This window comes from Nodularia harveyana UHCC-0300 (assembly GCF_034931085.1).
GTDB lineage: Bacteria > Cyanobacteriota > Cyanobacteriia > Cyanobacteriales > Nostocaceae > Nodularia > Nodularia harveyana.
On the sequence record NZ_JAYGHG010000008.1, the window covers coordinates 146,124 to 171,282 of the forward strand.

Consider the following 25,159-nt stretch of genomic DNA (forward strand, 5'->3'; position numbering starts at 1 on the left):
GGTAAGAGCCTTTCCATTGACTAATGGCTAAATTCATCAATAACCCACTCTCACAAGGAGTTTTTTTGTATGATGATTCGGTGCATGACGCTACGGCTTACAGACAAGTAGGATGTGTAAGCGCAAAGCCCAGGCTACAGCAACAAAAATTAAGTTGTACTTCTGTACTAATTAATGAGCAGCGCGGGACATATAAATCAATTAATTCCCGGAAATAACTAAGATTAGCCTAAAATTACAACAAACTAATGAAAACAAAAAAATCAGGAAAAGTTCCCACCAAACCCATAACAATCACCGAAAATTTGGAAAGGGGTTCATTTGCCTTATTACGCTTGATTGGTTATATCTTGCTCTTACTTTCTTTGTTTGACTACCTAGCAATTCTCTTCCCGCCCCAGCTAACAAATCCTAATTGGGAATTTCAAACCATTACTAGACTAGTCGATCATGTCTGGAGTATATTGTTAGGCTTGACATTTATTTTTTTATTCAATCAATCTAGCGTTATTAACGCCAAACAAATCGCTGTACTAAAATTTTTCTCTTGGTTAGCCTTACCAATAGGTATAATTTATCTGTTAATGTTGCCATTGGGTATTAACAATAGCCTCACACTCTACAGGAATATAAACAATCAATTTGCCACTCAACAAGCACAACAACAAGAGCAGCTCCAACAAATTACAGAAGGATTGCAAGGAGTAACATCTCCTCAACAGCTAAATGGTATAGTTAGCAGTTTGAATATTACTTTAGATGGAGAAACTCGATATTTAGCTATAAATTTCCCACATAAAGTCAGATTTTAGAAATAGGGTATTCTAATTTAGGGCATGATAGTAACCAAACTTACCTGACATCCTGTATTAATCTCCTGACGGGGGGACAGTTAATTCTACTCAATTTATGCAGAATCGCTATCAATATGACTTGACTAGTTATCGAATTTTACCTTGGCTTTTTGGTCAAGATGTGTTGCGAGATGATCGCTGTTTATGGACACAGTTATCGATGCCTTTAAATGGATTACCTGCGACTGATGTCTATCCAATTTTAGAGTCAGTATGGTTAAAAAATTACGGGAAATAGCAGTCTTTATTGCTAAACAAATAAGTGTGGATTTAAATTTTTATTATGGGTGATTTAATAATTTAAGTGAGTCTGAGGAAACTGCATATTTCCGAGATAATAAATTTTTGTTACCTATTTACCTAAATGTATTTACTATAAATTAACCAAGATGATCAAAACAAATAAAATGCGTATTATCCATTTATCTAAGTATTATCCTCCAGATAGAGGTGGTATAGAAACTCATATCCAAACTCTGGCCAGAACGCAAGCAGCTATGGGTGCAGAAGTTAATGTTATTTGTGTTAATAGATTTGATAAACGCGGAAATTTATCGACCAGAACCAAGACGGTTTACGAGAAAGATGGAGATGTTAAAGTCACTCGTGTTGGTCGGCTTTTATCAGTATCAGGTTTTGATGTTTGTTTGGGACTGTGTAGAAAGATTAGCAAATTTGTCAATCATTCAAATACTATTTTTCATTTACATACTCCTAACCCAACAATGCTATTACCTTTTACTATGTTGGATAAAAAAGTACCTTTAGTAATTACCCACCACAGCGATGTAATTAAACAAAAAATATTGAAATATGCATTGCGTCCTTTTGAACAATTAGTTTACAGTCGAAGTTCACAAATTTTAACTGATAGTTATCAGTACATTGAAGGCTCAAAATTTCTGCAACAATATCGTCCTAAGTTAAATGTACTACCACTAGGTTTAGATATTGCAACATTCACTCACCCGAATCAAACAGCATTGGCTTACAGCCGCAGCTTTAAGGAAAAATATGGGGAGATAATTTGGCTGGCTATAGGTAGGTTGGTCTATTACAAAGCCTTACATATAGCTATTGAGGCTTTAACAAAAGTACCAGGAAAACTCGTTGTGGTGGGAGTGGGACCTTTAGAAGCAGAATTAAAGGCGTTGGCACAAAAATTAGGAGTTGAGGAGCGCATTGTCTGGTTAGGTCGTGTGAATGAGGATGAGCTAGTGGGAGCGTATCATGCAGCAACGGCTCTTTGGTTTCCTTCTAATGTCCGCAGTGAAGGCTTTGGCTTGGTTCAGGTAGAAGCGATGGCTAGCAGTTGTCCGGTGATTAATGCCAATATTCCCTGTAGTGGAGTTCCTTGGGTGAGCCGAAATGAACAGGAGGGTTTAACAGTGCCGATTAATGACCCTGTGGCTTTAGCTGAGGCGGCAAAACGCTTACTGGTAGAACCTGGTTTGCGTAATAGACTTGTGAGAGGGAGCTTGATACGGGCTCAATACTTTAATCATATCAATATGGCCGAAAGAAGTTTGGAATTGTATGACAAGGTTTTAAGTCCAGATTTCAACTACAGAACTATACCAAAAACAGTGGATTCCTTATGAAGGTTTTACACATTTATTCAGGCAATTTGTTTGGTGGGATAGAAACGCTGCTCGTAACTTTAGCAAGGGAACAATATTTATGTTCACAGATGCAACATGAGTTTGCTTTATGCTTTGAGGGGAGATTAGCCAATGAGTTGCGAAATTTGGGTACAAAGGTGCATTTATTGGGTAAGGTGCGGATAAGTCGTCCTTGGACGGTGTGGAAAGCGAGGGAGCAACTGCAACAAGTATTGAAACAGGAGGGATTTGATGTAGTGATTTGTCATGCTTGCTGGCCGCAAGCAATTTTTGGGTCTGTTGTTAGGGCTAATCATCTACCTTTAATCTTTTGGTGTCATGATGTGCCAAATGGTGAACATCCTTTGGAACGTTGGGCAAAATTGGTGAGTCCAGATTTGGTAATTGTTAACAGTCGTTATACCCAAGCATCTGTACCAAAACTCTATCCTCGGACTCACAGTGATATCCTTTATTATCCTGTAGCTTCTCCAAATATTGATAATCATGTCTCTATTCGCCATGCTATCAGAGCCGAACTTAATACCCCCAATGATGCGGTAGTTATTATCCAGGCATGTCGTCTGGAACGCTGGAAGGGACAAAGTATGTTAATGTCGGCTTTGGGGAAATTGCGGGCAGTGCCGGGGTGGGTATGTTGGATAGCTGGAGGGGCGCAACGCTCCCATGAGGCTGAATATTTAGAAGAATTAAAGGTACAAGTACAGCAGTTAGGTATTAGCGACCGTGTGCTATTTTTAGGACAACGATCTGATGTACCATACCTTTTAGCTGCTGCTGATATTCACTGTCAACCGAATACGGGAGGGGAACCTTTTGGGATTGCTTTTATAGAAGCCCTTTATGCAGGTTTACCGGTGGTGACTACAGCTATGGGCGCGGCTGTGGAAATTGTTGATGATTCCTGTGGGCGGTTAGTTGCGGCTAATGATATTGATGCTTTGAGTCAGGTTTTAGGAACACTAATTTCTAGTGCTAATGAAAGAGCATCTCTATCATCTGGAGGTAAAGCACGGGCGGAGTATCTTTGTAATCCGGGAAAGCAACTAAATCAACTTTATCATCTGCTTTCGGAAGTTGTAGAACAAGAAGCTGTGGCATGATTTTCTTGGTCGTTAAAATTTATTTTTGAAAGGATACTGTAATGGTTAAAAATTTAGAAAAAAAATGGCTCCGTGATTTATTAATACCCCTTGATTATTGGCGTTATTTATTATGGCGGTTATCTCGTAGTAGTGAGCAGATTACAGTTAAGCTTGCAGAATCAGGAAAAATAGTCATTCGTCCTTTACCTACAACTGACCTAATAGTAGCTTATGAGATTTTTTTAGGTAATGCTTATCAAAAACCAATGGCAGTCCCAGAAATTCACCCTCAACTTATTGTTGATATCGGAGCTAATGTCGGCTATTCTATTATCGACTTTACCCATAAATATCCTAGTGCCAATTTGGTAGCATTTGAGCCACATCCTGCACATTTAGCTGTAATTCATAGACATTTAGAAATTAATAATCTGTTAAATAAAGTTCAGGTTGTAGGAAGTGCTGCTTCTAATTGCAACGCTGATATGTTTTTAACAAACAGAGGAGGTGAATCCACGGTTATAGAATCTCTTGACAGCGATTGTTTACCAATCAAAGTTTGTGATTTTTTTACATGGATGGGAACACAAACAATTGATTTGCTAAAAATGGATATTGAGGGAGGTGAGTATGCAATTTTGAATGATAAACGTTTGGAAACAGTAAATATTAGGAAGATTGTTTTGGAATGGCATAACACAGAAGAAATTCCTAATGGGCATCAATGGTGTTCAGATCGGCTAACTGCTTTAGGTTATAAAGTTACGGATGGTCAACTTAGGTATGCTAATACAGGAATTCTGTGGGCATGGAAATAAAAATAAAAAAACTATACTTGATAAATTCTACCTTTCCGCCCCAAATATCTGGAGTTGGCGATCATACTGCCTACCTGGCAACAGAATTAGCGAAAATACTTGAAGTTAAAGTTTTAGTGGCATTTGGGGAAATAGACAACTTTACACAATTCAAAGTCGAGCAGATATTCAGCTATGTGAAACCTGAGAGTTTTTTTTCAATCATTAAATTTATTCGTGAAGATCCACCTGATTGGGTTATCCTTCAATACGACCCGTTTGGTTATGGAATGCGTTATGGCTTAAATCCATATATACCTCTGGCAATAAATATACTTAAACGGCTATGTCCACAAGTCAAAATAGGAGTTATTGTACATGAGTCATTTATACATATTCGGAATAAAAAATTAGCAGTATTAGCGCAATTTCTAAAAGCACAATTGTGGTTACTTGGGTGTGCTGTGGATACGATTTTTACTGTTATAGAACCTTGGGTTCCCATACTTAATAGTTGGTTTCCCAATAAACTGATTCAACATCTGCCAGTCAGTTCAAATATTCCCCAAGTGCCTACAGATAGAGATAAAGTTCGTGAAAGCTTAGGGATTTCACCACAAACAATAGTGATTGGCTTGTTTGGACGTATTCAGAGAGTACGCAGATTAGATCACATTATAAATGCTGTTAACCAAACTATAGAAGCGGGATTTGATGTTTTAGTGATGTATATCGGGCATGATTCTGCTCCAGCAAAATCAGGTTTAGGCAATTTACCTCTATTAGCTGAAGGACCATTTTCACCTGAAGAAGTTTCGCGGCGGTTTGCCGCTATGGATATTTATCTAGTCCCTATTGATGAAGGAGTATCAACACGAAATACTTCTTTTATGACTGGTCTTCAGCATGGAATTCCCACTGTTGCAACATTTGGCAGTTCTACAGATAGTATGTTAATGCAGGAACAGGGGAAAGCACTTTTTTTAGTGGATGTTAAAGCACCTGATGATTTTGCTCAGGCAGTGTTAGAGTTAGCGTCAAATCCTTTACGGCGAAAATTACTGTCTAATGGGGCAAAGGAATTATTTGCTCGTGAATTTGATTGGTCTCATATCAGTTTAAAGTTGTTGAATACACTAGAATCTTTTTAAATCAAAAGAGAACATCAATGACCTTAAAAACAACACAGTCCTCATTCAATTCCATTTCCATAGGAGTAAAACTAAACTGGACATGGGCGCATACGTTCATCGTGCTACAGTTTGCCCTCCAAATATTACTCTTATTTGCGGGAGGTGCGTTTTTACGAGCGCCAATACGGGTTGCGTCCTTTGCTCTAGGTTTACTTTTATTGGTATTGCTACCGACGGTAAAAAAAGATAAACATCCCGCCACTGCACCAGCCATGATTGTAATAGCAATTATGCTGTTACAGTTTTGTCTCCATCCTTATATTAATTCGATAACAGCAGGATTAGCTCAAGGAGCTATGTATTTGGCTATTCTTAGTCCCTTATTTTGGGTAAGAAAACTAAAAATTACTCCCCATGCTTTTGAAAGCATAATGTTTATCATGTGGGGCATTAATACGTTGAGTGCCATTGTTGGGGTATTACAGGTTTACTATCCTGGTCAATTTCAATTCGTTCTTTCCACGGTCATCCAGAATAGTCAGTTTGGTGGGGATAATTTACTGATAAGTTTAGCCAATGGTACACAGGTATATAGACCAATGGGTTTAAGTGATGTACCAGGGGGTGCAGCAAGTTCAGGCTTATATGCTCTTTTATTTGGTGTTGTCATTGCGCTCAAATATAAAAACCCAATTTTGAAACTTTCAGCTATTGCTAGTGGTGGGCTTGGTTTATTTTGTATCTATTTAACACAAGTCCGTTCCATATTGGTATTGGCTGCTGTTTCTATGGTGTTTTTAGCAGTAGTGTTGTTGAGAACAGGTCAAATTGCCCGTGCAACTGCAATGATATCTAGTGTAACTGCTTTATTCATTGGTGCATTTTCTTGGGCTGTCGCAGTAGGTGGACAATCAACTCTAGATCGTATTAATAGTTTATTTGCTGGCTCTGCTCAAGATGTTTACTATCAAAACCGAGGCCATTTCTTAGAACATACCATTGAGAATTTACTACCTCAATATCCTTTAGGTGCGGGTTTAGGGCGTTGGGGAATGATGAATAGCTATTTTGGTGATAATACTTATTTAGTATCTCAACCGCTTTGGGTAGAAATTCAATGGACAGGATGGTTGTTAGATGGGGGAGTTCCACTAATATTTGCTTATGTTTTGGCTATTTACTTTGCTTGCCATACAGCCTGGAAGATTGCTATTAATCGTAAATTGGGAGATTTTGCTCTGTGGGGTGGTTTAATTTTTGCTTATGATATTGGTTTGGTGGCTATTACTTTCAACTATCCTATTTTTATGAGTCAGGGTGGTATGGAGTTTTGGTTACTAAATACAGCTTTGTTTGTAGCTGCTAATGATTTTTTAAAAAACAAATAAAAAGGTTACCGAAAATTTTTCATGCGTATACTTGTAACTGGTGCAGCAGGATTAATAGGAAAGAAAATGACTAGCTATCTAAGTAGTATCGGTTATGATGTTATACCTGTGGATTGTGTAGAGCATAAAGGCATCGTTTGTGCTGATTTGCGAGATGAATCTGCTGTGTTTCGTATTTTCAATGAGCAAACTCCTGACCTGATAATTCATTTAGCTGCTATCAAGAATATAAAATTATGTGAAGAAAATAAAGAAGCTTCTCGTGCAACAAACTATGGCATACCAGAAGTGCTAACTAGAATTTGTTCTGAATCTAAAATTCGCATGATCTTCTTTTCTTCAGATTACGTTTTTGGGAAATATGATCATTTCTGGAAAGAAGGAGATTCTCCTTGTCCAACGACTCAGTATGGCATTGACAAAGCAGCTTCTGAGTTTCTAATCCAAGAAAAACTCTCTGACTATGCAATCATACGCACAGCCCAACTATATGGATTTAGAGGAGATTTTGTGAGTTTAGTCTGGGATGCACTAAGCTCTAATCAAGAGTTCTTAGCATTTGCGAACCTTGTCAATTGCCCCACATGGATTGATGATCTTTTAGCTATGTTGAATAAGATAATTTGTCAGGGAAGCCAAGGTATTTTTCATTGCGTAGGACCAGAAGCATTGTCACGATACCAATATGCCTGTGCAGTGGCTGAGGCATTTTCTTTAGATACTTCTTATATTAAAGCCGTAAATCTAGATTTTTCAACTGATATTCGTCCTCCTGTTGTTCGTCTCAACGGGACATCAACCTATGATTCCCTTCAAGTTTATCCCGGTACATTAAAGGATAATCTTTCTTTCTGCTCTTCATACACAATCCAAAGGGTTTAACAATGAAAAATTCACGATTAAATTTGAATTTTTCCAAAGGTTTATCTCTCGTAAAATATTTAGTCCTTACATGGGTTACCATAGTCTTTATGATCCTACTTATATCTTCATTGAAGTGGAGATTATTCATGGATCAAGGATTTATGCACTACATAGCATATTTAATTAATGAGCATGGTTTTGTACCTTACCGTGACATCTTTGAACTTAATATGCCGGTTTCTTATTTATTCCACATGGCGGTGGGAAAATTTTTTGGCTACTCTGATCAGGCATTTAGTGCAGTTAATATAGCTTGGCTAACTGCAACATTCGCAGTGACTTGGTTGATTATGAAACCATTTGGTCGAGTCATCGCATTCACAAGTTGTTTACTTTTTGGGATCGTATACCTGCGAATTGGAAGCCTTGTGATGCTTCAGAGAGACTTAATTGCTATTTTACCAATGGCTACTGCTCTGTTGATTACTACGGGGCGTACACCCTTACATCGAAATAATCTGATCAATTTTTTTAATGGAGTTTTATTTGCTATTGCTGCACTGATAAAACCACATCTAGTCATTGGTCTTCCAGCAATGATTATATATAACTGCACTCATTCTAAAAATAGAACTAATTCTCTAAAAACCATCATCAAGGAGTGTATAATTGGCGGACTCTTTGCGTTACTCGGTTTTATCATCACCCTAGTCATTCCTTTGCTCTGGCTGTGGAAAATTGGGGCAATCGAAGCCTTTTGGAATATCCTTTCATCCTATATTCCTCTTTACGGAGAGATTTCGGGAAAATTCACTATTGTGGAGAGCGATCGCACTGTGGGGTATTTGCTATACAATACCTTTGATTCCTTGAAACAATCGCACACTGGAGGTCTGCTGATTACTGCTTTGTTGGGAGTTGGTCTGGTCCTAAAAAGTTCTTTATCTGTAGTCAAAAAGAAGTTAGCATTATTATTATTTTCATTAACACTGCTTTATGTAGTGTATGTTGTTATTGGGGGGAAATTTTGGATTTATCATTGGATGCCATTCATGTACTTTGCTTGTTTGTGTACACCACTTTTATTATTGACTTCTTCCTCATTTGTGAAGTTAAGCAGAACTAATATTATTCGTTTTTTCTTGTTTATTTTTTTAGCTTTGATGTTGACAGTACATCCTATTAAACAAATACTTTACAATCGTGAACCATTGTGGCTTTCAGGAACAAACTATTATACAAGGGTTGAGGAAATAGAAACTTACTTGAATAAAAATCTATCACTAGATGATAAAGTCCAACCTTTGGATTGGATTGCCGGCGGTTCTGTCCAGGCTATGCTCCTATCAAAGGCAGTGGTTGCAACTCCCTATGTTACTGACTTTCAATTTTACCACCATGTATCAAACCCTTATATCCAGAGCTTGAGGAAGAATTTTATAACAGAATTAGAAAAAGAAATGCCGAAGTTCATTATTAAAGTAGAGACAATATCAAAGATATCAGGAACAGACACAAACTATAGTTTTCCTAAATTGGAGGAATTTATCAAACAACACTATAGTAAAGATTACATAGGTACAGGTTTTGATATTTATCGAAGGGACGATGAATCTCGAAACTAGAAGCAAGAAATGGGATTATATGGAAACTGTTAAAACTCAATTATTAGTCCCATCCGGATTAACTTTTATTTTACAAAAGGCAACTACTAGAAAGGATGTATTCAAAGATGATGAAAAATAAATGTTGTATGAACTGCCATAGTGAGAATTTGGAGCAGTTTATTGATTTTGGTAATCAGCCTAATGGTAATGATTTTCCTGCTGTTAATGATCTCGATAACGAACAAACATTTCCATTTGCAATGTTGGTTTGTACTGATTGTTGGCAGGTACAGTTGCAAGAGTTTCCCTCTGTTAACTCTATGTTCACGAATCATCCATATATCACAGGCTTGAATCAGCCAGTGGTTAACCACTTTGGTGAACTTGTGAGTAATACCATAGATAAATTTGCTATTCCACTTAACAGTCTTGTGCTTGATATTGGTGCTAATGATGGGACACTACTCTCTAAGTTTCGAGATCATGGTATGCGAGTGTTGGGGATAGATCCCTGCAAGCGAAGCTGTGAAATGGCTAAAAATAGAGGAATCACTGTTTTCGAGGCTTTTTGGAATAAAGAAAGTGGTGAGGCAATAAAACGCTTGGGAATATATCCCGATCTCATCACTGCCACTGCGGTTTTTTACCATGTGGAAGATATTCATAGCTTTGTACAAGGCTTAGATGTGGTTATGGGCAAGAATACAATTTTTTGTACTCAATGTGTATATCTAAAGGATATTATTGAAAACTTGCAATTTGATCATTTCTATCATGAACACACCATGATTCATGCAATTACTCCTCTAAAACGTCTTTTTTCTCAATATGGTCTGCGATTATTAGATGTAGATTTTTATCCTATTCATGGTGGTTCTTTTGTGTTGTATGTTGGTAGAGAGGAATCAGATTTTCCTAGTACAAAAAAAATTGATGATGCAATTGCTGAAGAAAAACGGAGTGGACTCAACAAACTACAAACTTACCTGAATTTTTCTCAGCGTGTGGAAGAAAACAAGGAAGAGCTTATTTCACTTCTCAAACAGATATCTGATAAAGGAAAAAGTGTGTTTGGACTTGGTGCGCCTCTCAAAGGAAGTACCTTGATAAATTACTATGGCATCGAATCTGATCTGGTGGAATGTGTTACTGAAATAAATCAGTACAAAATTGGTAGATACATCCCCGGCACCCATATTCCCATTGTTCATGAAGATACGATTGATGAGCAGCCAGATTACTACTTGCTTCTGTCTTGGAATTTTGTAGATTTCTTTGTTGAGAAATTTGCAGAGTATCTAAACTCTGGTGGCAAGTTTATTATTCCACATCCAACTGTCACAGTTATTGGCAAAGAATTGGTAGATAATAAATCCTAATATTAGGAAAACATTTTAGTTATCAGGATTTTGGGTTATGAAGACATCGCTAATTATTCCGTTTAAGAATGAAGTGGAATATGCGAAAATGACCATGAAAGAAGTATATATATACTTGTCCGAACGTGAAATTGACTTTGAACTTGTTGCAGTTGATGACAGTAATGATGGCACTTGGGAGATTCTTCAATCTTTTGAGAAGACACACAAAAATGTTGTTGTAGTGAAAGGAGGAGATCCTCCGGGATATGGAAAAGCCTTACGAAAAGGTTTTAGTATTGCTACTGGAGATATTGTTATTCCATTTAACGGGGATATGTGCGATTCACTTGATGATGTGATCTCATATATCAAGCTAATTGAAAATGGCAATGATATGGTATTTGGTTCGAGGTTTATAGCTGGAGCAAAAGTAACTGATTCCTCAATGGCAAAAGAGTTTCTATCCGTGTTGGGAAACGTATTTCTTCAGTTGCTTTTCCAGACAAAATGTAGTGATATAACCAACTCTTTCAAGGCTTATAGAAAAACGGTTTTGAATGACATTAAACCAACTGCTGATGGTTATGATATTGTAATGGAAATTGCTTTAAAGAGCATATTAAAAAAATATAAGTACACCACGATTCCTGTAGCATGGTCTGGTAGAAAGTATGGACGTTCAAAGATGTCGATTCTAAAATCCATGGTGACTTATCTGTTGACTGCCTTTAGAATTAGATTTGAGAGTATAAAGTAAGCCATTGGTGTCAAAAGTCATTTCACCGCCCTTAGTTATATCCATTATCTACATATTTACTAATATTCGTAATGGCGATAGCGCAAGCGCTGACTTGTCAGTTCGCACGCAAACAGCAAAGCGTTAATCCTCAGTTCTTTATTCTCAATAATATAAAATTATATCAAGAAGAATAAGGTATATTTTTGTGAAAATTGATGGATTCTAATGCAACAGGTGAAAGTCTTTTATGAAATCTTATTTGCTGGTGACAGGTGATTTTGTAAAAACTGGGGGAATGGATAGGGCTAATTTTGCTTTAGCTGAATATTTAGCAAGAGAAGGTGAACAGGTACATTTAGCAGCTCATCGGGTAGCTAATGAGTTGTTAGCATTTCCCAATGTGACGTTTCATCGAGTAACAAAGCTGGGAAATTCTGATTTACTTAGTAGCCCTTTACTAAACAGAATGGGGCGCAATTTAGCACAGCGTCTAGTTGCCAATGGTGCTAGAGTTTTGGTCAATGGTGGTAACTGTCAATGGCCAGATGTTAACTGGGTGCATTATGTTCATGCGGCTTATCAACCCGATAATCAAGCAGGGTTATTGCGTCAGTTCAAAGCATATGTTGCTCGTCGGATGTTTTTAGAGTCAGAAAAGCAAGCATTAAAATCGGCGCGGGTAATTATTGTTAATTCAAACCGGACTAAACAAGTTTTGATGGAGAAGTTAGCAATTCCTGAGCAAAAACTGCACACAGTCTACTATGGGATAGATCCGCAAGTTTTTTATCCACCGACACCAGAACAAAGAATTGCACTGCGTCAGCAACTAGGATGGGCAGAAGATAAAGCAATTGTAGTATTTATTGGTGCTTTAGGCGATCGCCGTAAAGGATTTGATACCCTATTCACAGCATGGCAAAAGTTATGTACATCCCCTGATTGGAATGCTGATTTAGTAGTAATTGGGGCGGGTGCAGAATTAAGAGAATGGCAAAGTCGCGCTGATATTGCTGGTATTTCTAACATTCATTTCCTGGGTTTTCGTCCTGATGTGCCAAAATTGTTACAAGCGGCTGATTGTTTAGTTGCGCCCACTCGTTACGAAGCCTATGGTTTAGGAGTACACGAAGCCCTTTGTTGTGGAATACCTGCTTTAGTCAGTGCGAATGCTGGAGTTGCAGAACGCTATCCCCCCCAGTTGCAAGATTTGTTACTTCCTAACCCGGAAGATGCGGTAGATTTAGTAGCACGGTTGCAAAAATGGCGCAGGGAAAAGGACTATTATAGTAATTTAGTATCTTCTCTTACGCAGGAGTTAAGAGTTTACACCTGGGATGATATGGCTAAGGCTATTAAGCAATTAATTTTTTGAATTATTGATGCCTTCCCTGGGTTTGAAAATAATTTTTTCATCAGCTTGTTTAAATTCAATATCAAAGACATCAAACAGGGAGCATCTCAACTTTGTTAGAACAAAAGAACTAACAGCACCTAAAGCGTGTCATTAAGATAAGCACAGCGATGCATGAGGACTTGAGAGACATTAGATTGATTCCATTGCGCTCCAGAGATTTTTAATCGGCGATCTATCTGTTTAATGGTAGACTCGATAGCACCAGAACCAATGGAACAAATATTTTCGGTTTGATAATAGTCATAGTTGACAATTCGATGTCGATGGGTTGACAAATACTGGCAAAAGTTTTGAGCCGCTCTAGTTTTAATTGGAGAGAATAGAGCGAGAGTTTCATCAACTTTTCCTTGCCAAAGAAAAGTTTCAGCAGCTTTGATTCGTTTGAGAGAACCACCTACTTTATGTAGATTTTCAACGAGATGAAACCAATCCAAAATCTCGCGTCTCTCCCCAGGACAATTAAATTGTCGAATTATTTTCCAAATCCCTGGATGTCCATCACCCAAGCAAGTTAATGGTTCTGCCAACTTCTGTTGATTTACGTAATCAATTAAAGCTTCATTTTCACCCAATCTAGCTACTTTTATTGATTGGTTGATGCAGATGGCTTTATGGTCTTTCCAGATACATGGCTCTCCTTTTTCTTCAGTCCGCAGCCTTACCTTACCGCCATCTACGCTAATTTCTTCGATTTGTTGTCCACATTCTATTTCCGGAAACTCATACCTTTGAACTATTCTTTGTTGTGTGCTAGCACAGAGCGATATACCTGTATATTTATAAATATCTTTGGCGGCATTTTCATAAGAGACATTTGCACTAGCTCTCAAACAACATTCTTCTAAGTAAGGGCTGATTTTTTGATGTTTTTCTAGTTTTAATTTTCGCGCTTGTTTCTCACTGACTGGTAGCTCTCCCAGAATACTTTTAATTATTCTTACTCTTCCTGAAGCAGTTCCTGTTGCTTCTTTGATAAAAAAACTCCTAATTCTGGCGCAATATATTCTAGAGTCTGCGCTCTGATTGTTTTTTCAATTCCAGATAGACTTTCTAATTCTTCAGTTTCTGCTTCTTGATATAGAATTTTGGCTATGGCTTGTAGATGCTCCTGGAGTTTTTTATGATTAGCTGCTTCCATGATTGATTGAGTGGGGGTTAGTTTCTGACTTTATTTTCGCTGATTTTCACCCCCACTTGCTAGTTCATCTGTTCTAGCAAATCTGAGATGCTCCCCGGTGATATACTCAGAAGATTCTAGGTTTTGAAGGTTAATTTGCCCAGTCATAGTTCGATATGATTAAAATAAGTTAATGTTGTCTCTTTACCCAGGGGTTAAGCAATCATACTTAGTATAAATTAACAAACACCCTCTTAAAAAAATAGCCTATTTTTTAAATCAATGAAATCGCTAAGAATTCTCCTGGTCATAAATTCACCACCTCTACCATTAGGTAAAGCAGATGCTAGATGGTACTACGTTTTAGTTAAAGGCTTAATGGAGAGAGGTCATAATGTAACCGCATTTGTTGTTTGTAATACATTAGAAGACATAGCTAAATCTGAAACTCTTTTTCCTGCACCAAAGTATGATCTACGATGCTATCTGATACCTAGTAAAAATCAAGGGTTAATAGGGAAGATAAAAACCATACAGCGACCTTATTCTTATATATTTAGTCCTGAATTACAACAAGATTTGACTGCTGAACTAGCAAAACCTTATGATGTCTTGCATCTTGAGCAGCTTTGGAGTGGTTGGTTAGGACTTAAACATCAAGAAAAAGCAGTCATTAATATTCATTACCTCTTTTCTTTAGATGGAACTTTTGAGCAGAATCAATCTTTACAAACTAGACTAAGAAGGTTTTTTACATATCGGGCTGAAAAGAAATTATTAAAAGCTTTTCCGCGAATAATTACCTTATCAGATCGCCTCAATAAACATATTCAAATAATTAATCCTCAAGCTGAAATTTACACTGTGCCATTGGGACTTGATTTCTCACTTTACCCTTTTGCTGAGAAAAAAGACATTAATCAACAACCGATAGTAGGTCTAATTGGTAGCTTTAATTGGACACCATCCTATACTGCTGCTGAAAGACTTTTAACTAGGCTATGGCCAGCAATAAAACGCCGTGTTCCTCATGCTAAACTACAGATTATTGGGCGTTCTGCTAAAGACGTGCTGGACAAATTCACCGATATAGAAGACTTAGAAATTCATCAAGATGTCCCCGATACTTTACCCTATTTTACTAATATAGATGTGATGCTATATGCACCTATTTCTGGAAGTGGTATAAAAGTTAAAGTCCTGGAGGCTTTTGCTTTGGGGACACCAGTTGTCACCAACTCTGATGGTGTAGAAGGTATTCCGGCGGTCGATGGTATTCACGCTGGTATTTGTGAAGATGATCAAGGTTTGATTGACAGGACTGTGGAATTATTAAATAATCCATCTTTAGAACAACAAAGGAGGGTAAAAGCTAGAAAATTAATTGAAGAATATTGTAGTCCACAGGTAACGACAGAACAAATTGAAAAAATTTATCAAGGCGTTATACGTGATCAAGAATAAAATCCTTGTCCCTTGTAAATCAAGGATTTATATTTCATTATTATCTCACAGATCATTTCCCTTTACTATCTTTACTATATGTATTGTATACATATAGCAGGGAACAGGGAACAGGATCGAAACTCCGTAATTGCAAGGGTTTCACTATCTGTTTCTGTCCTAACCACCTTGGCGGTTGCTATAATTAAATTTCCTAGTAAGTTGAATAAGATAAATGGCTAGTTTAAATACGATCTCAAATAAATGGTTTTTCAAAAATACTCATCAATTTAATTGTTTGAGCATCTGGCCAATTTTTTCCATAGTAACTCTTCTGTCCTATTCATTTCAATATCCCAGCAGTGCTTCATTGGCTCATTTCATGTTTGGAGATCCAGGTGCAGCATTAAAAGCAGATTATTTAATAGCTCAAGGTTACTCACCTACAATTGATTTCACGTACTATTATGGATTACTGCCATTAAGTATAGGACGTGCTTGGTTTGAACTATTTGGCAGAACTCCCCAGGCTTATCTAGCCGCAATGTTAATTTTTAATCTTTTGATTGCTGCTGCTTTGACAAGAATAGCCGTTGTAGCGGATTTAAAACGAATAGGAATAATATTTATAGCTTGCACAATTCCTTTTTCCGTGATGCCATTGTACCCTAACTTCACCCATGCACTTGAGGCACTTCTAAAATGCATCAAGTTTTCATCAACAAAATAATGAGGATTTTTAACAATGAGCGTTGTCATAGTAACAGGTTCTGCTGGACTTATTGGTTCGGAGTCAGTTCGTTTTTTTTGTGAAAAAGGCTTTAATGTTGTCGGTATAGACAATAATATGCGAGAGCAATTTTTTGGGAAGGATGCTTCTACAGAATGGAACCGTGAGCGATTACTAAAAGATTATCAAGATCAATATACACATTATTCCATTGATATTCGGGATCATGAAGCCATAGCTCAAGTATTTAATACTTATGGCAAAGATATTCAACTAATCATTCACACCGCAGCACAACCATCTCATGACTGGGCTGCTCGTGATCCTTACACTGATTTTACTGTTAATGCTAATGGTACTTTAGTATTACTAGAAAACGCTCGCCAAATTTGCCCAGAGGCAGTATTTATTTTTTGCTCAACTAATAAGGTTTATGGAGATACACCAAATTATTTACCACTCATAGAACAAGAATTAAGATGGGAAATTGAGGAAACACATCCTTATCTTCAAGGCATTGATGAAACCATGAGTATCGATCAATCTAAACATTCTTTATTCGGAGCATCGAAGGTATCGTCAGATATTTTAGTTCAGGAATATGGTCGTTACTTCGATATGAAAACTGCCTGTTTTCGAGGAGGTTGTCTAACTGGTGCTAGTCATTCTGGTGCGGAACTACATGGGTTTTTATCTTACTTAATGAAATGTACAATGACTGGTAAACCTTACCAAATATACGGTTATAAAGGAAAACAGGTGAGAGATAATATTCACAGCTATGATTTAGTCAATGCTTTTTATCATTTCTACAAACAACCTCGAATAGCCGAAGTTTATAATATTGGAGGAAGTAGATTTAGTAATTGTTCAATGTTGGAAGCTATTAAGATTTGTGAAAAAATCGCCGAAAGAAAACTTGATTGGAGTTATGTTGAAACAAATCGTTCAGGAGATCATATTTGGTGGATTAGTAACATCCAAAAGTTCAAAAATCATTATCCTGAATGGAATTTGAAGTACAATGTTCAGGATATTTTGCAAGAGATATTTACCCGTAACACTACTCGGTGGATATAGAAAATAAAACAGGCTACGCTCAAAAAAATTAAGCATATTTATGGTGAGACGCTAATATGAAAAATAGTCATCCAGCAATTGATCAACTAAATGGAGTTTTTATATGATTAGTAGACTTTATCGCCGCGCACAAGAGTTTCTTCTGCCATTATACGGTGGACTATTGCCAATCCGGTTAGAAGATATCATAAATACCGATGAGCAAACTAGCGTGACTTTAGCCGATTGGAACAAGGATCTAGGGGCTGGAACACTATGGGATTTATTTGCTATTTGCCTCATAACTAAGGTGCGATCGCCTCCTATCTGTTTTGAAATCGGAACAGGTCATGGACGTACTACTCTCCATCTAGCACTTAACAGTCCAAAGGAATCAGAAATATTCACTCTTGATATCTCAACTGATCCAATAGTTGGTTCAATATTTCGTGACCATATTGCTGGAAAAGCAGTTCATTCGTTAGTTGGCGATTCAAAGACATTTGACTTTACACCTTGGAAAAGTCGAGTTGACTTGGTTCTTGTCGATGGAAACCATGAATACGAAGCAGTTATGAGAGATACTGCAATTGCATTTGAGCTAGTTTCACCTGATGGCTGCATTTTGTGGGATGACTTTACTCCGGGATGGCCTGGTGTAGTTCAATCACTGAGGGAGACAGCACAGAAGCATAAGATTCGGCGAATCGTGGGTACTAAGCTTGCTTACTTCGCTAAAGATTTGTAAATCGTATTTGCTATTCAGTTTTGAAAATGAGTCCAAGACATCACTATTATATTCATTGCCAATAAATTTTCCGCAAGACTTAACTAATGTTCTTCAAGAATTTAATAGACATGATTACAAAAGTTATACAACATCGGATATTTAGGTTTATTGTTGGGGGTGGAGTAGCAGCAACATTCAATTTATTATTGATGTTCTTGCTGATTCATGAAATGGATTTTAGCACCCCTTTTTTAAGGAATGTAGCTAATTTAATCTCTATTGAGCTTTCATTATTGCTCAGTTTTTTTATCTACCGAATTTGGGTTTGGAATGGTGGTTCTTGGGTAGTTAAGGATGTTTTATTCCGACAACTCCCCCTTTACCACATATCTGCCAGCGCGGCTGTTTTTGTTCGCATCTTCATTGTGTTCCCTGTGTTGGATTGGTTGGGAGTTAACTATGTAATTAATACTTTAATAGGAGTAGTATTAAGTGCTACTCTCAACTATTTGATTAGTGATAAACTTGTATTTAAGACCCAATCTAAACAGCCAAAAAATGAAAAAAATCAAGGTAATTACGAATCGGAAATTTATTATCCAGAAGGATTAGAACCTGGATTGGCTGATACTGGATCGAAAAAACCGTTAATCATCAATAAGCAATTTCTTTTATCATTAGTGATTCCTGCTTACAACGAAGAGGGTGGCATATTAAGTACAGTTGATTCAATCTGTAAGCTACTAGATAAAAAAGAGGTTAATTATGAGATTCTAGTAATCAATGATAATAGTAAAGATAGGACAGAAGAGTTATTACAAACATTGACTCAAGAAAATGATAGAGTGCGTTATATCAATAACTACTATCCTAATGGGTTTGGTTTTGCTGTGCGTTGTGGGTTAGAGAACTTTCAAGGAGATGCAGTAGCTATCGTGATGGCAGATAGTTCTGATGCACCTGAAAATATAGTAGATTATTACTATAAGCTCCAACAGGGTTATGATTGTGTATTTGGTTCTCGGTTTATCAAAGGTGGCAAGGTAATTGACTATCCCCAACATAAATTAATCATAAATCGCCTAGCTAATTTATTTGTGAAAATCTTGTTTGGATTAGATTACAATGACACCACTAACGCTTTTAAAATGTATCGAAGAGAAGTAATAGATGGCGTTAATCCTTTGATATCACATCATTTTAATTTAACAGTTGAAATTCCACTAAAAGCCATAATTAGAGGCTATACATACGCAATAGTTCCTATTGCTTGGAGTAATCGTAAAACCGGAGTTTCTAAATTAAAAATCAAGGAAATGGGGAGCAGATATTTGTTTATAGTCCTATCCATATTACTAGAAAAACTGCTTTCCAGAGGTGATTATATCCGCAAACATAATCATAGCTATAGTCAACTGAAAAATTAGAAGTGAGAGAAAAAAATGACAAGGCGAGTTTTGATCACAGGAGGAGCAGGTTTTGTAGGTAGTTCTTTAGGATTAGGGTTAGCCAAACGTTACCCTGATTGGAAAATTACTGCTTTAGACAACTTAAAACGGCGGGGATCTGAGTTGAATTTACCAAGACTCAAACAAGCTGGTATTGAATTCGTTCATGGTGATGTGAGAAATAAAGAAGACTTAGATCCGGTTTTACTTCAGCCAGATTTAATATTAGAGTGTTCTGCTGAACCATCAGTCTTAGCTGGGTATACTTCTCCTGGTTATCTCCTGCAAACCAATCTTATAGGAACAATTAACTGTCTGGAATTGGCACGACAAACTCAGGCTGATTTTATCTTTTTGTCTACAAGTCGGGTATATCCTATTGCCAATCTCACATCTTTGAAGTTTACGGAAACTGAAACACGGTTTCAACTTTTAGACGAACAATCCTTAATTGGTGTATCGAATCAAGGGGTTTCAGAAGAGTTTTCTCTAATTGGAGGGCGATCGCTCTATGGTGCAACTAAATTAGCATCAGAATTACTCATCAATGAATACTCAGATGCTTATGGATTCAGGACTTTAATAAATCGCTGCGGTGTATTAACTGGTCCTTGGCAAATGGGCAAAGTTGACCAAGGTGTGTTTGCTTTATGGATGGCTTGTCATTACTTCGACAGGTCTTTAAAATATATTGGCTATGGTGGTACAGGTAAGCAGGTTCGAGATTTTCTACATATAGCAGATTTACTCAACTTAATTGATATTCAATTGGAAAACTTGCGGATATTAAAAGGGAAAACTTTTAATGTGGGTGGTGGTTTAATAAACACTCTATCACTATTAGAAACAACTAAACTATGTCAGGAAATTACCGGAAAAAAGATTCAAATTGATTCAGTACCAGAAACTAGCCCAGGAGATATACCTATTTTTATTACTGATTCAAGTAAAATCATGGAAGCTACTGGCTGGAAGCCAAAAAAAGATGCTAAAACTACGCTCATGGAAATTTATGATTGGATAAATCAGCATCACTCAATATTAAATAGTATTTTTTGAAATTTAGGTAAATTAATCTTTGTCAAGTCAACCAAAGAGATCATAATCAATGAAAAGTATAGAGACTCAAAAAGCTAAATTTTGGGTAACTAGGTCTGTTGACTATCTTGATAGAAATAAGCAAAAATTTTCGATCATTAAGCAGATTCCTTACAGGAGTACTCTTTTTAAACGAAATTATGTGTATATAATTGAAAGACAAATATAATAAGTAACAAGTAATCTACCAGACATTGAAACAGGACATTAAATTTATGCTTAAAAAATACTCAATACGAATTCAAAATAATATCACTTTACATAGTGATGATTTGATTGCCATTGCTTTAGCCATAATTGTTGGAATTATATTGTCTCTAATGCCACATATTGTTGGGATTTTGGAAACAGGAAACCCTGTATCCTTTGTAGATAATGATGATATTCTTTACCAGTTCTATGCTACTACTGCCTACCACAATCATCCTTTATATTTAAGTGACCCCGTACTTAAAGAAGGTGGCTCTACCATGTATCCCTGGCTGCAATTTATACCGGGAGTAATGATTACGAAATTACTTGATTTAAACCCCCTATATATCAATATTATTTGGCGGTTGTGGGCTGGTATAAGTATTCCCATCGCATGGTATTTAGTAACTCGTTCATATCTGAAAAACTCATGGCTATCATTAGGATCTACCATCATTTTAATGACTGATAGTGAGATGTTATCATCTTGGTTAATATCCAAGCACTTTATTACTGTTAGTAAAGTTGCTTTAGGTATTCCAGGTACTGTCTTGGAAAAAAATCCCCAATTACTAGATCAATGGCGTATTATTACTCCAGGCATGAGTCTTGCATATTTACTAATTTACGTTTGGTTATTTCATTTAGCTTTATCTAAGCCTACACGAATGAGAATTGTATTAGCAGCAGCTAGTTTGGGTCTATTATTTTACATTTATTTTTACTTCTGGACATCTGCAATATTAGGTTTAGTAATTGGTATCCTCTTGGATATCAAAAATCGTAAAACCTATTTAAGTATAGGTATAGGTGGTTTATTATTAGGATTACCACAGGTAGTGATGAATTCCTTAATTAAGCATAATTCTAATTCAGAATGGCTACCAAGAACTGATAATTTTTTACCTATTTCCCATTTTAGTGAATTATTATTACCAGTATTATCTTTATCCTTAATTCTAGGGACTTTTTTCTGGGTAATATTTCGCCGCCGAGATTTAGTTCATATTTGGTCATTAGCGGCGGCAGCTATTTTGTTAACAAATCATCAAATAGTAACAGGATTACAAATTCAGAATTTTCACTGGAAATATTGTTATGGACCGATTCTTTCATTATTAGTTATACTAATTTTGTTAGAAATTATATCATTGAGTAAATTGTGGAAAAAGCCTATTATATTTGCTGGAATCGCCCTAGTATCCTTTTATCTTACTACTGGAATTTGGCTCAGATATGTAGAAGCATCACAAACAAAAGAGTCTGTCGAGTTAACTAATATTTATCATAAGTACAAAAATCAGGTATTGGATCAATCAGATGTTAATCTAAAACCAAGATCGGTTATAGCTGGTGATCAAAATTTTGTTGACTTTGCAGTGATGACAAAAAATCAACGTCCTTTATATGGATATGCAGTTAATTTAAGTCCAGCAGTTGATAATGCTGAATGGGATGCCAGAATTGCCCTCAATGATTATCTTCAAGGTATCAACCGCTCAACGTTTCTTACTAAACAAGATATAGAACTAAAAACTACAACTTGGGGACCTTGGGTACGAGATGCAAAAAAATTAGATGAGCGTTTTCAAAGCCGTCAAAAATCTTATGATGATATTCTTGCCGACCCAGTAAAGGCGTTCAAAAAATTTCAAGTAAAATATGTAGCCTTATCAAAAAATACTCAGCAACCCCAATACCTTAATGCTGGTTGGAAACTTCTGCAAGATGGTCAATATTGGCAGATTTGGGAAAATAAACTTGATAAATCTGCTTAAACATAATACAAAAATTAAGGGTTAACTTACATAGAAAATATTTCAATATTTCAATCATTGGAAATTCATATTGGAATTGTCTACCGTAAACCTTATAGCGGTTATTGGTTGAGTGAAATACAAGAACCCCACCCCCAACCCCCTCCCCGCAAGCAAGGAGAGGACTTATGACTGTATTTCATTCAAGTGCATACCGCTATATTAATTGATAATATGCAAATTTTACAGATATTGAGTTTGTATAGTCCAGGAAAATAATTTCATGAAAGTTGCTTTTAACGCCCGACTCTTAAACTCTCCTACACTGAGAGGATGGAACCGATATACTATTAATCTTTTGGTAGAATTATCTTCATTAGGTATAGAGCTTTTTTTATATTCTGATAGTCCATTGCACGAAAGCCATCTAGCCAAATTACCAAAAGATAGTTACCAAGTCCGTATTTCTCCCCCAATGCGTTATATTTTGTGGGAACAATATTGGTTGCCAAAACAATGTGAAAAAGATCAAGTAGATATCTTACATTGTCCCATGAATTTTGGTTTACCTTGGTTTAGTGATTGTCCCCGTGTTCTGACATTACATGATGCCATAGATCAAATTTATTACTCGCAAAATTCACCTGGGAGTCAAAAATTAAATCTAGCTAATTTGCAAACTAAATTTTATCATTGGGTTGCTAGATATAGAGCAGATCATATTATTACGGTTAGTGAGTATTCAAAACAAGATATTGTCAAATGTTTAAAGATACCAGTAAATAAAATTACAGTTATTTATGAAGCTGCTGATGATAAATTTCATGATGAAATAAATTTAGAAAATCGAGGACAAGTTAGAAATAAATATCAATTAAACAGTCCTTATGTTTTCTATATTGGTGGCTGGGAAAAACGCAAAAATATTCCTTTTTTAATTAAAGCTTTTGCTGAAGCTAACTTAGATGGTGTAGAATTAGTTTTAGCTGGTGGTAAAGATCAACAACGTGATACTCTTTTCAAATTAGCAGAATCATTAGGAATTACAAACCGTTTGCGGTTATTAGGGTGGGTAGATGATGAAGACTTACCAGCACTTTATGGTGAAGCTCTTTGTTTTGTTTACCCTAGTGAATATGAAGGTTTTGGGTTTCAATTATGTGAATCAATGGCTGTTGGTTGTCCAGTTTTGGCTGCTAGAATCACTTGTTTGCCAGAGGTTTTAGGTGATGGGGGTGAAACTTTTGGATTAGATGATTTGAGCGAATTGTCAAGATTACTTATTAAATTAGTAGAGGAGAAAAATTTCGCAGAGGATTTAAAACAGCGTGCTTATATAAAGTCCAGAAATTATTCATGGAAAAATACTGCTATCACTACGATAAATCTATATAATTCATTGTCCTAAGCTTGAGCGAATCATAATTTTCAGTCTAAAGTCTTATATGACTTATTTTTAAGGAGTGTAACAATCATGTTTTTAAAGATTGGGTCAAAAATTTCTTTTCATATCTCTCTTCTGAAGGATTACTTCTTGGCTTTTCAGTCATGGTCACTCGAAAAACGGACTTTAGCTCGTAGGAAGCTGGCATGGCATTTTATACAAGGGCAAAGCAAGTTCATTACTTTCCAACGAGATGATAATTGGTGGACAGTATTTTCAAGTGATGTTGTGAGTAGACATTTATTTTTTTATGGTAAATTTGAACTTAATTCTTTAGACGCAACTTTAAGATGGCTGGGAAAAAATCATAATTTTTGGTTAAAGAGCAAAGCGATAATTAATGTTGGTGGAAATATAGGTGCTACTTGTATTCCTCTAGCTCGTAAAACTGGAAAACATTGTATAGTTTGTGAGCCAGTTCCTGAAACATTTAAACTCTTAGAACAGAATATAAAATTAAACAATTTAACAGAGCTTATTTCTTGTCACCAAATTGGCATATCCTCAAGACCAGGGTATGCTGAGATGGCTTTAACAGGTGATAGTGGATGGAGTGAGGTTCGTGTAGTAAAAGGAGTACAAGGATTTAGTAACCTCTCTCCAGTTTATAATTATGTGAAAGTTCCGATGAGTACACTTGAGGAATTGGTAACTATGGAAAGTTTAAATTTGCAGGATGTAGGTTTGGTATGGAGTGATACTCAAGGTTTTGAAAGTGAGGTGATTGAATCCGGAAAAGCTCTTTGGTTAGCAGGAGTACCATGTTGGGTGGAGGTTTGGCCACAAGGACTTGAGGCACATGGAGGAATAAGAAAGTTTGTTGCTTTATGTAATGAGTATTTCCAATATCTGATTACCAAAGAAGATTTTGATAACCTAAATGAGATTCAACCTAAAGAAATAAAATATCTAGAAAAGCTAATTCATGATATGCAGAATAGCAAGAATCCTGAAGGAACAGATATTCTTTTAATTCCTTAGACTTAAGTAGGTAGGCTGACGGGGCGACAAACAAGGCTGAAAACAGGACAGTATAAAGAATGTAACGATTTATGGTAAAAAAAGATAGGCCAGGAATTGTCAATAAGACCTATCTAATGAAAATAATACCTCTATTTTATCAAAAGCACTTAAAAAGTCAATTGAGTCTAAGAGAATACCTGTTTCTCCAAATTTTGGTGAGCATCCTACAGTCAATTAAAAATGTGAATTTAGAAAGGTTAGCGAATGGGATACCTTTGCCAATTAAATTTGAGAGTAGAAGAAAAAGAATA

22 protein-coding genes and 1 pseudogene are annotated in these 25,159 nt (G+C 36.4%); 22 read left to right on the top strand and 1 reads right to left on the bottom strand.

Annotation, left to right across the window (positions count from 1 at the left end):
• Positions 1-248 precede the first annotated feature (248 nt).
• The 12 genes from hpsJ-A (at position 249) to VB620_RS07915 (ending at position 12,825) form a co-directional block, all read left to right on the top strand.
• Positions 249-812: an HpsJ-like protein, cyanoexosortase A-associated gene (hpsJ-A, locus tag VB620_RS07860; protein WP_323195584.1), complete on the top strand. Its 564-nt coding sequence runs from the start codon at positions 249-251 to the stop codon at positions 810-812.
• 97 nt (positions 813-909) lie between these two features.
• On the top strand, positions 910-1,092 hold the full coding sequence (locus VB620_RS07865) for a hypothetical protein (protein WP_323195585.1): 183 nt from the start codon (positions 910-912) through the stop codon (positions 1,090-1,092).
• Between the two features lie 169 nt (positions 1,093-1,261).
• The gene (locus VB620_RS07870; RefSeq protein ID WP_323195586.1) at positions 1,262-2,455 is read left to right on the top strand and encodes a glycosyltransferase; all 1,194 of its coding nucleotides are present in this window, start codon (positions 1,262-1,264) and stop codon (positions 2,453-2,455) included.
• Positions 2,452-3,579, top strand: coding sequence for a glycosyltransferase (locus VB620_RS07875; protein WP_323195587.1), 1,128 nt, complete (start codon positions 2,452-2,454; stop codon positions 3,577-3,579). Before VB620_RS07870 ends, VB620_RS07875 begins: the two co-directional genes overlap by 4 nt.
• 41 nt (positions 3,580-3,620) lie before the next feature.
• The gene (locus VB620_RS07880) at positions 3,621-4,379 is read left to right on the top strand and encodes an FkbM family methyltransferase (RefSeq protein ID WP_323195588.1); all 759 of its coding nucleotides are present in this window, start codon (positions 3,621-3,623) and stop codon (positions 4,377-4,379) included.
• Positions 4,370-5,509 carry a glycosyltransferase family 4 protein gene (locus VB620_RS07885; protein WP_323195589.1) on the top strand — a complete coding sequence of 380 codons (1,140 nt, stop codon included), beginning with the start codon at positions 4,370-4,372 and terminating at the stop codon, positions 5,507-5,509. Before VB620_RS07880 ends, VB620_RS07885 begins: the two co-directional genes overlap by 10 nt.
• A 17-nt stretch (positions 5,510-5,526) precedes the next feature.
• Positions 5,527-6,879, top strand: coding sequence for a hypothetical protein (locus VB620_RS07890; RefSeq protein WP_323195590.1), 1,353 nt, complete (start codon positions 5,527-5,529; stop codon positions 6,877-6,879).
• A gap of 21 nt (positions 6,880-6,900) precedes the next feature.
• The gene (locus VB620_RS07895; RefSeq protein WP_323195591.1) at positions 6,901-7,761 is read left to right on the top strand and encodes an SDR family oxidoreductase; all 861 of its coding nucleotides are present in this window, start codon (positions 6,901-6,903) and stop codon (positions 7,759-7,761) included.
• 128 nt (positions 7,762-7,889) lie between these two features.
• Positions 7,890-9,368, top strand: a complete 1,479-nt coding sequence (locus VB620_RS07900) for a hypothetical protein (RefSeq protein WP_323195592.1) — start codon at positions 7,890-7,892, stop codon at positions 9,366-9,368.
• A 107-nt stretch (positions 9,369-9,475) separates the two neighbouring features.
• Positions 9,476-10,729 carry a class I SAM-dependent methyltransferase gene (locus VB620_RS07905; protein WP_323195593.1) on the top strand — a complete coding sequence of 418 codons (1,254 nt, stop codon included), beginning with the start codon at positions 9,476-9,478 and terminating at the stop codon, positions 10,727-10,729.
• Between the two features lie 37 nt (positions 10,730-10,766).
• Complete coding sequence (locus VB620_RS07910) at positions 10,767-11,468, top strand: glycosyltransferase (RefSeq protein WP_323195594.1); 702 nt, start codon at positions 10,767-10,769, stop codon at positions 11,466-11,468.
• Positions 11,469-11,697: 229 nt separating this feature from the next.
• The gene (locus VB620_RS07915) at positions 11,698-12,825 is read left to right on the top strand and encodes a glycosyltransferase family 4 protein (protein WP_323195595.1); all 1,128 of its coding nucleotides are present in this window, start codon (positions 11,698-11,700) and stop codon (positions 12,823-12,825) included.
• 119 nt (positions 12,826-12,944) lie between these two features.
• On the opposite strand, the gene VB620_RS07920 is transcribed toward VB620_RS07915, so the two are convergent.
• A protein-coding gene (locus VB620_RS07920; RefSeq protein WP_323195596.1) for an ISKra4 family transposase occupies positions 12,945-14,005 on the bottom strand; the annotation gives its coding sequence in 2 pieces (ribosomal slippage) (positions 12,945-13,849 and positions 13,849-14,005; 1,062 coding nt in all).
• Between the two features lie 261 nt (positions 14,006-14,266).
• Here VB620_RS07920 and VB620_RS07925 point away from each other — a divergent pair.
• The 10 genes and pseudogenes from VB620_RS07925 to VB620_RS07970 all read left to right on the top strand — a co-directional run.
• Positions 14,267-15,448 (top strand): glycosyltransferase family 4 protein, encoded by a 1,182-nt coding sequence (locus tag VB620_RS07925; RefSeq protein ID WP_323195597.1) that lies wholly within the window; start codon positions 14,267-14,269, stop codon positions 15,446-15,448.
• A gap of 214 nt (positions 15,449-15,662) precedes the next feature.
• Positions 15,663-16,157: a hypothetical protein gene (locus VB620_RS07930; RefSeq protein ID WP_323195598.1), complete on the top strand. Its 495-nt coding sequence runs from the start codon at positions 15,663-15,665 to the stop codon at positions 16,155-16,157.
• A gap of 15 nt (positions 16,158-16,172) precedes the next feature.
• The gene (locus VB620_RS07935) at positions 16,173-17,237 is read left to right on the top strand and encodes an NAD-dependent epimerase/dehydratase family protein (RefSeq protein ID WP_323195599.1); all 1,065 of its coding nucleotides are present in this window, start codon (positions 16,173-16,175) and stop codon (positions 17,235-17,237) included.
• A 103-nt stretch (positions 17,238-17,340) separates the two neighbouring features.
• Positions 17,341-17,964, top strand: coding sequence for a class I SAM-dependent methyltransferase (locus VB620_RS07940; protein ID WP_323195600.1), 624 nt, complete (start codon positions 17,341-17,343; stop codon positions 17,962-17,964).
• Positions 17,965-18,074: 110 nt separating this feature from the next.
• Positions 18,075-19,373, top strand: coding sequence for a glycosyltransferase (locus tag VB620_RS07945; RefSeq protein WP_323195601.1), 1,299 nt, complete (start codon positions 18,075-18,077; stop codon positions 19,371-19,373).
• A 15-nt stretch (positions 19,374-19,388) separates the two neighbouring features.
• Positions 19,389-20,453: an NAD-dependent epimerase/dehydratase family protein gene (locus VB620_RS07950; RefSeq protein WP_323195602.1), complete on the top strand. Its 1,065-nt coding sequence runs from the start codon at positions 19,389-19,391 to the stop codon at positions 20,451-20,453.
• Positions 20,454-20,707: 254 nt separating this feature from the next.
• Complete coding sequence (locus VB620_RS07955) at positions 20,708-22,462, top strand: hypothetical protein (RefSeq protein WP_323195603.1); 1,755 nt, start codon at positions 20,708-20,710, stop codon at positions 22,460-22,462.
• A 262-nt stretch (positions 22,463-22,724) separates the two neighbouring features.
• Positions 22,725-23,849, top strand: coding sequence for a glycosyltransferase family 4 protein (locus VB620_RS07960; protein ID WP_323195604.1), 1,125 nt, complete (start codon positions 22,725-22,727; stop codon positions 23,847-23,849).
• A 66-nt stretch (positions 23,850-23,915) separates the two neighbouring features.
• On the top strand, positions 23,916-24,866 hold the full coding sequence (locus tag VB620_RS07965) for an FkbM family methyltransferase (protein ID WP_323195605.1): 951 nt from the start codon (positions 23,916-23,918) through the stop codon (positions 24,864-24,866).
• A gap of 71 nt (positions 24,867-24,937) precedes the next feature.
• Positions 24,938-25,159, top strand: a pseudogene (locus tag VB620_RS07970) (IS4 family transposase); the annotation flags it as partial.

What these genes read in the sequence shown, in the direction of transcription:
- hpsJ-A (WP_323195584.1), top strand. Translation starts at nt 249, where the DNA reads ATGAAAACAAAAAAATCAGGAAAAGTTCCCACCAAACCCATAACAATC.
- VB620_RS07865 (WP_323195585.1), top strand. Translation starts at nt 910, where the DNA reads ATGCAGAATCGCTATCAATATGACTTGACTAGTTATCGAATTTTACCT.
- VB620_RS07870 (WP_323195586.1), top strand. Translation starts at nt 1,262, where the DNA reads ATGCGTATTATCCATTTATCTAAGTATTATCCTCCAGATAGAGGTGGT.
- VB620_RS07875 (WP_323195587.1), top strand. Translation starts at nt 2,452, where the DNA reads ATGAAGGTTTTACACATTTATTCAGGCAATTTGTTTGGTGGGATAGAA.
- VB620_RS07880 (WP_323195588.1), top strand. Translation starts at nt 3,621, where the DNA reads ATGGTTAAAAATTTAGAAAAAAAATGGCTCCGTGATTTATTAATACCC.
- VB620_RS07885 (WP_323195589.1), top strand. Translation starts at nt 4,370, where the DNA reads ATGGAAATAAAAATAAAAAAACTATACTTGATAAATTCTACCTTTCCG.
- VB620_RS07890 (WP_323195590.1), top strand. Translation starts at nt 5,527, where the DNA reads ATGACCTTAAAAACAACACAGTCCTCATTCAATTCCATTTCCATAGGA.
- VB620_RS07895 (WP_323195591.1), top strand. Translation starts at nt 6,901, where the DNA reads ATGCGTATACTTGTAACTGGTGCAGCAGGATTAATAGGAAAGAAAATG.
- VB620_RS07900 (WP_323195592.1), top strand. Translation starts at nt 7,890, where the DNA reads ATGGATCAAGGATTTATGCACTACATAGCATATTTAATTAATGAGCAT.
- VB620_RS07905 (WP_323195593.1), top strand. Translation starts at nt 9,476, where the DNA reads ATGATGAAAAATAAATGTTGTATGAACTGCCATAGTGAGAATTTGGAG.
- VB620_RS07910 (WP_323195594.1), top strand. Translation starts at nt 10,767, where the DNA reads ATGAAGACATCGCTAATTATTCCGTTTAAGAATGAAGTGGAATATGCG.
- VB620_RS07915 (WP_323195595.1), top strand. Translation starts at nt 11,698, where the DNA reads ATGAAATCTTATTTGCTGGTGACAGGTGATTTTGTAAAAACTGGGGGA.
- VB620_RS07925 (WP_323195597.1), top strand. Translation starts at nt 14,267, where the DNA reads ATGAAATCGCTAAGAATTCTCCTGGTCATAAATTCACCACCTCTACCA.
- VB620_RS07930 (WP_323195598.1), top strand. Translation starts at nt 15,663, where the DNA reads ATGGCTAGTTTAAATACGATCTCAAATAAATGGTTTTTCAAAAATACT.
- VB620_RS07935 (WP_323195599.1), top strand. Translation starts at nt 16,173, where the DNA reads ATGAGCGTTGTCATAGTAACAGGTTCTGCTGGACTTATTGGTTCGGAG.
- VB620_RS07940 (WP_323195600.1), top strand. Translation starts at nt 17,341, where the DNA reads ATGATTAGTAGACTTTATCGCCGCGCACAAGAGTTTCTTCTGCCATTA.
- VB620_RS07945 (WP_323195601.1), top strand. Translation starts at nt 18,075, where the DNA reads ATGATTACAAAAGTTATACAACATCGGATATTTAGGTTTATTGTTGGG.
- VB620_RS07950 (WP_323195602.1), top strand. Translation starts at nt 19,389, where the DNA reads ATGACAAGGCGAGTTTTGATCACAGGAGGAGCAGGTTTTGTAGGTAGT.
- VB620_RS07955 (WP_323195603.1), top strand. Translation starts at nt 20,708, where the DNA reads ATGCTTAAAAAATACTCAATACGAATTCAAAATAATATCACTTTACAT.
- VB620_RS07960 (WP_323195604.1), top strand. Translation starts at nt 22,725, where the DNA reads ATGAAAGTTGCTTTTAACGCCCGACTCTTAAACTCTCCTACACTGAGA.
- VB620_RS07965 (WP_323195605.1), top strand. Translation starts at nt 23,916, where the DNA reads ATGTTTTTAAAGATTGGGTCAAAAATTTCTTTTCATATCTCTCTTCTG.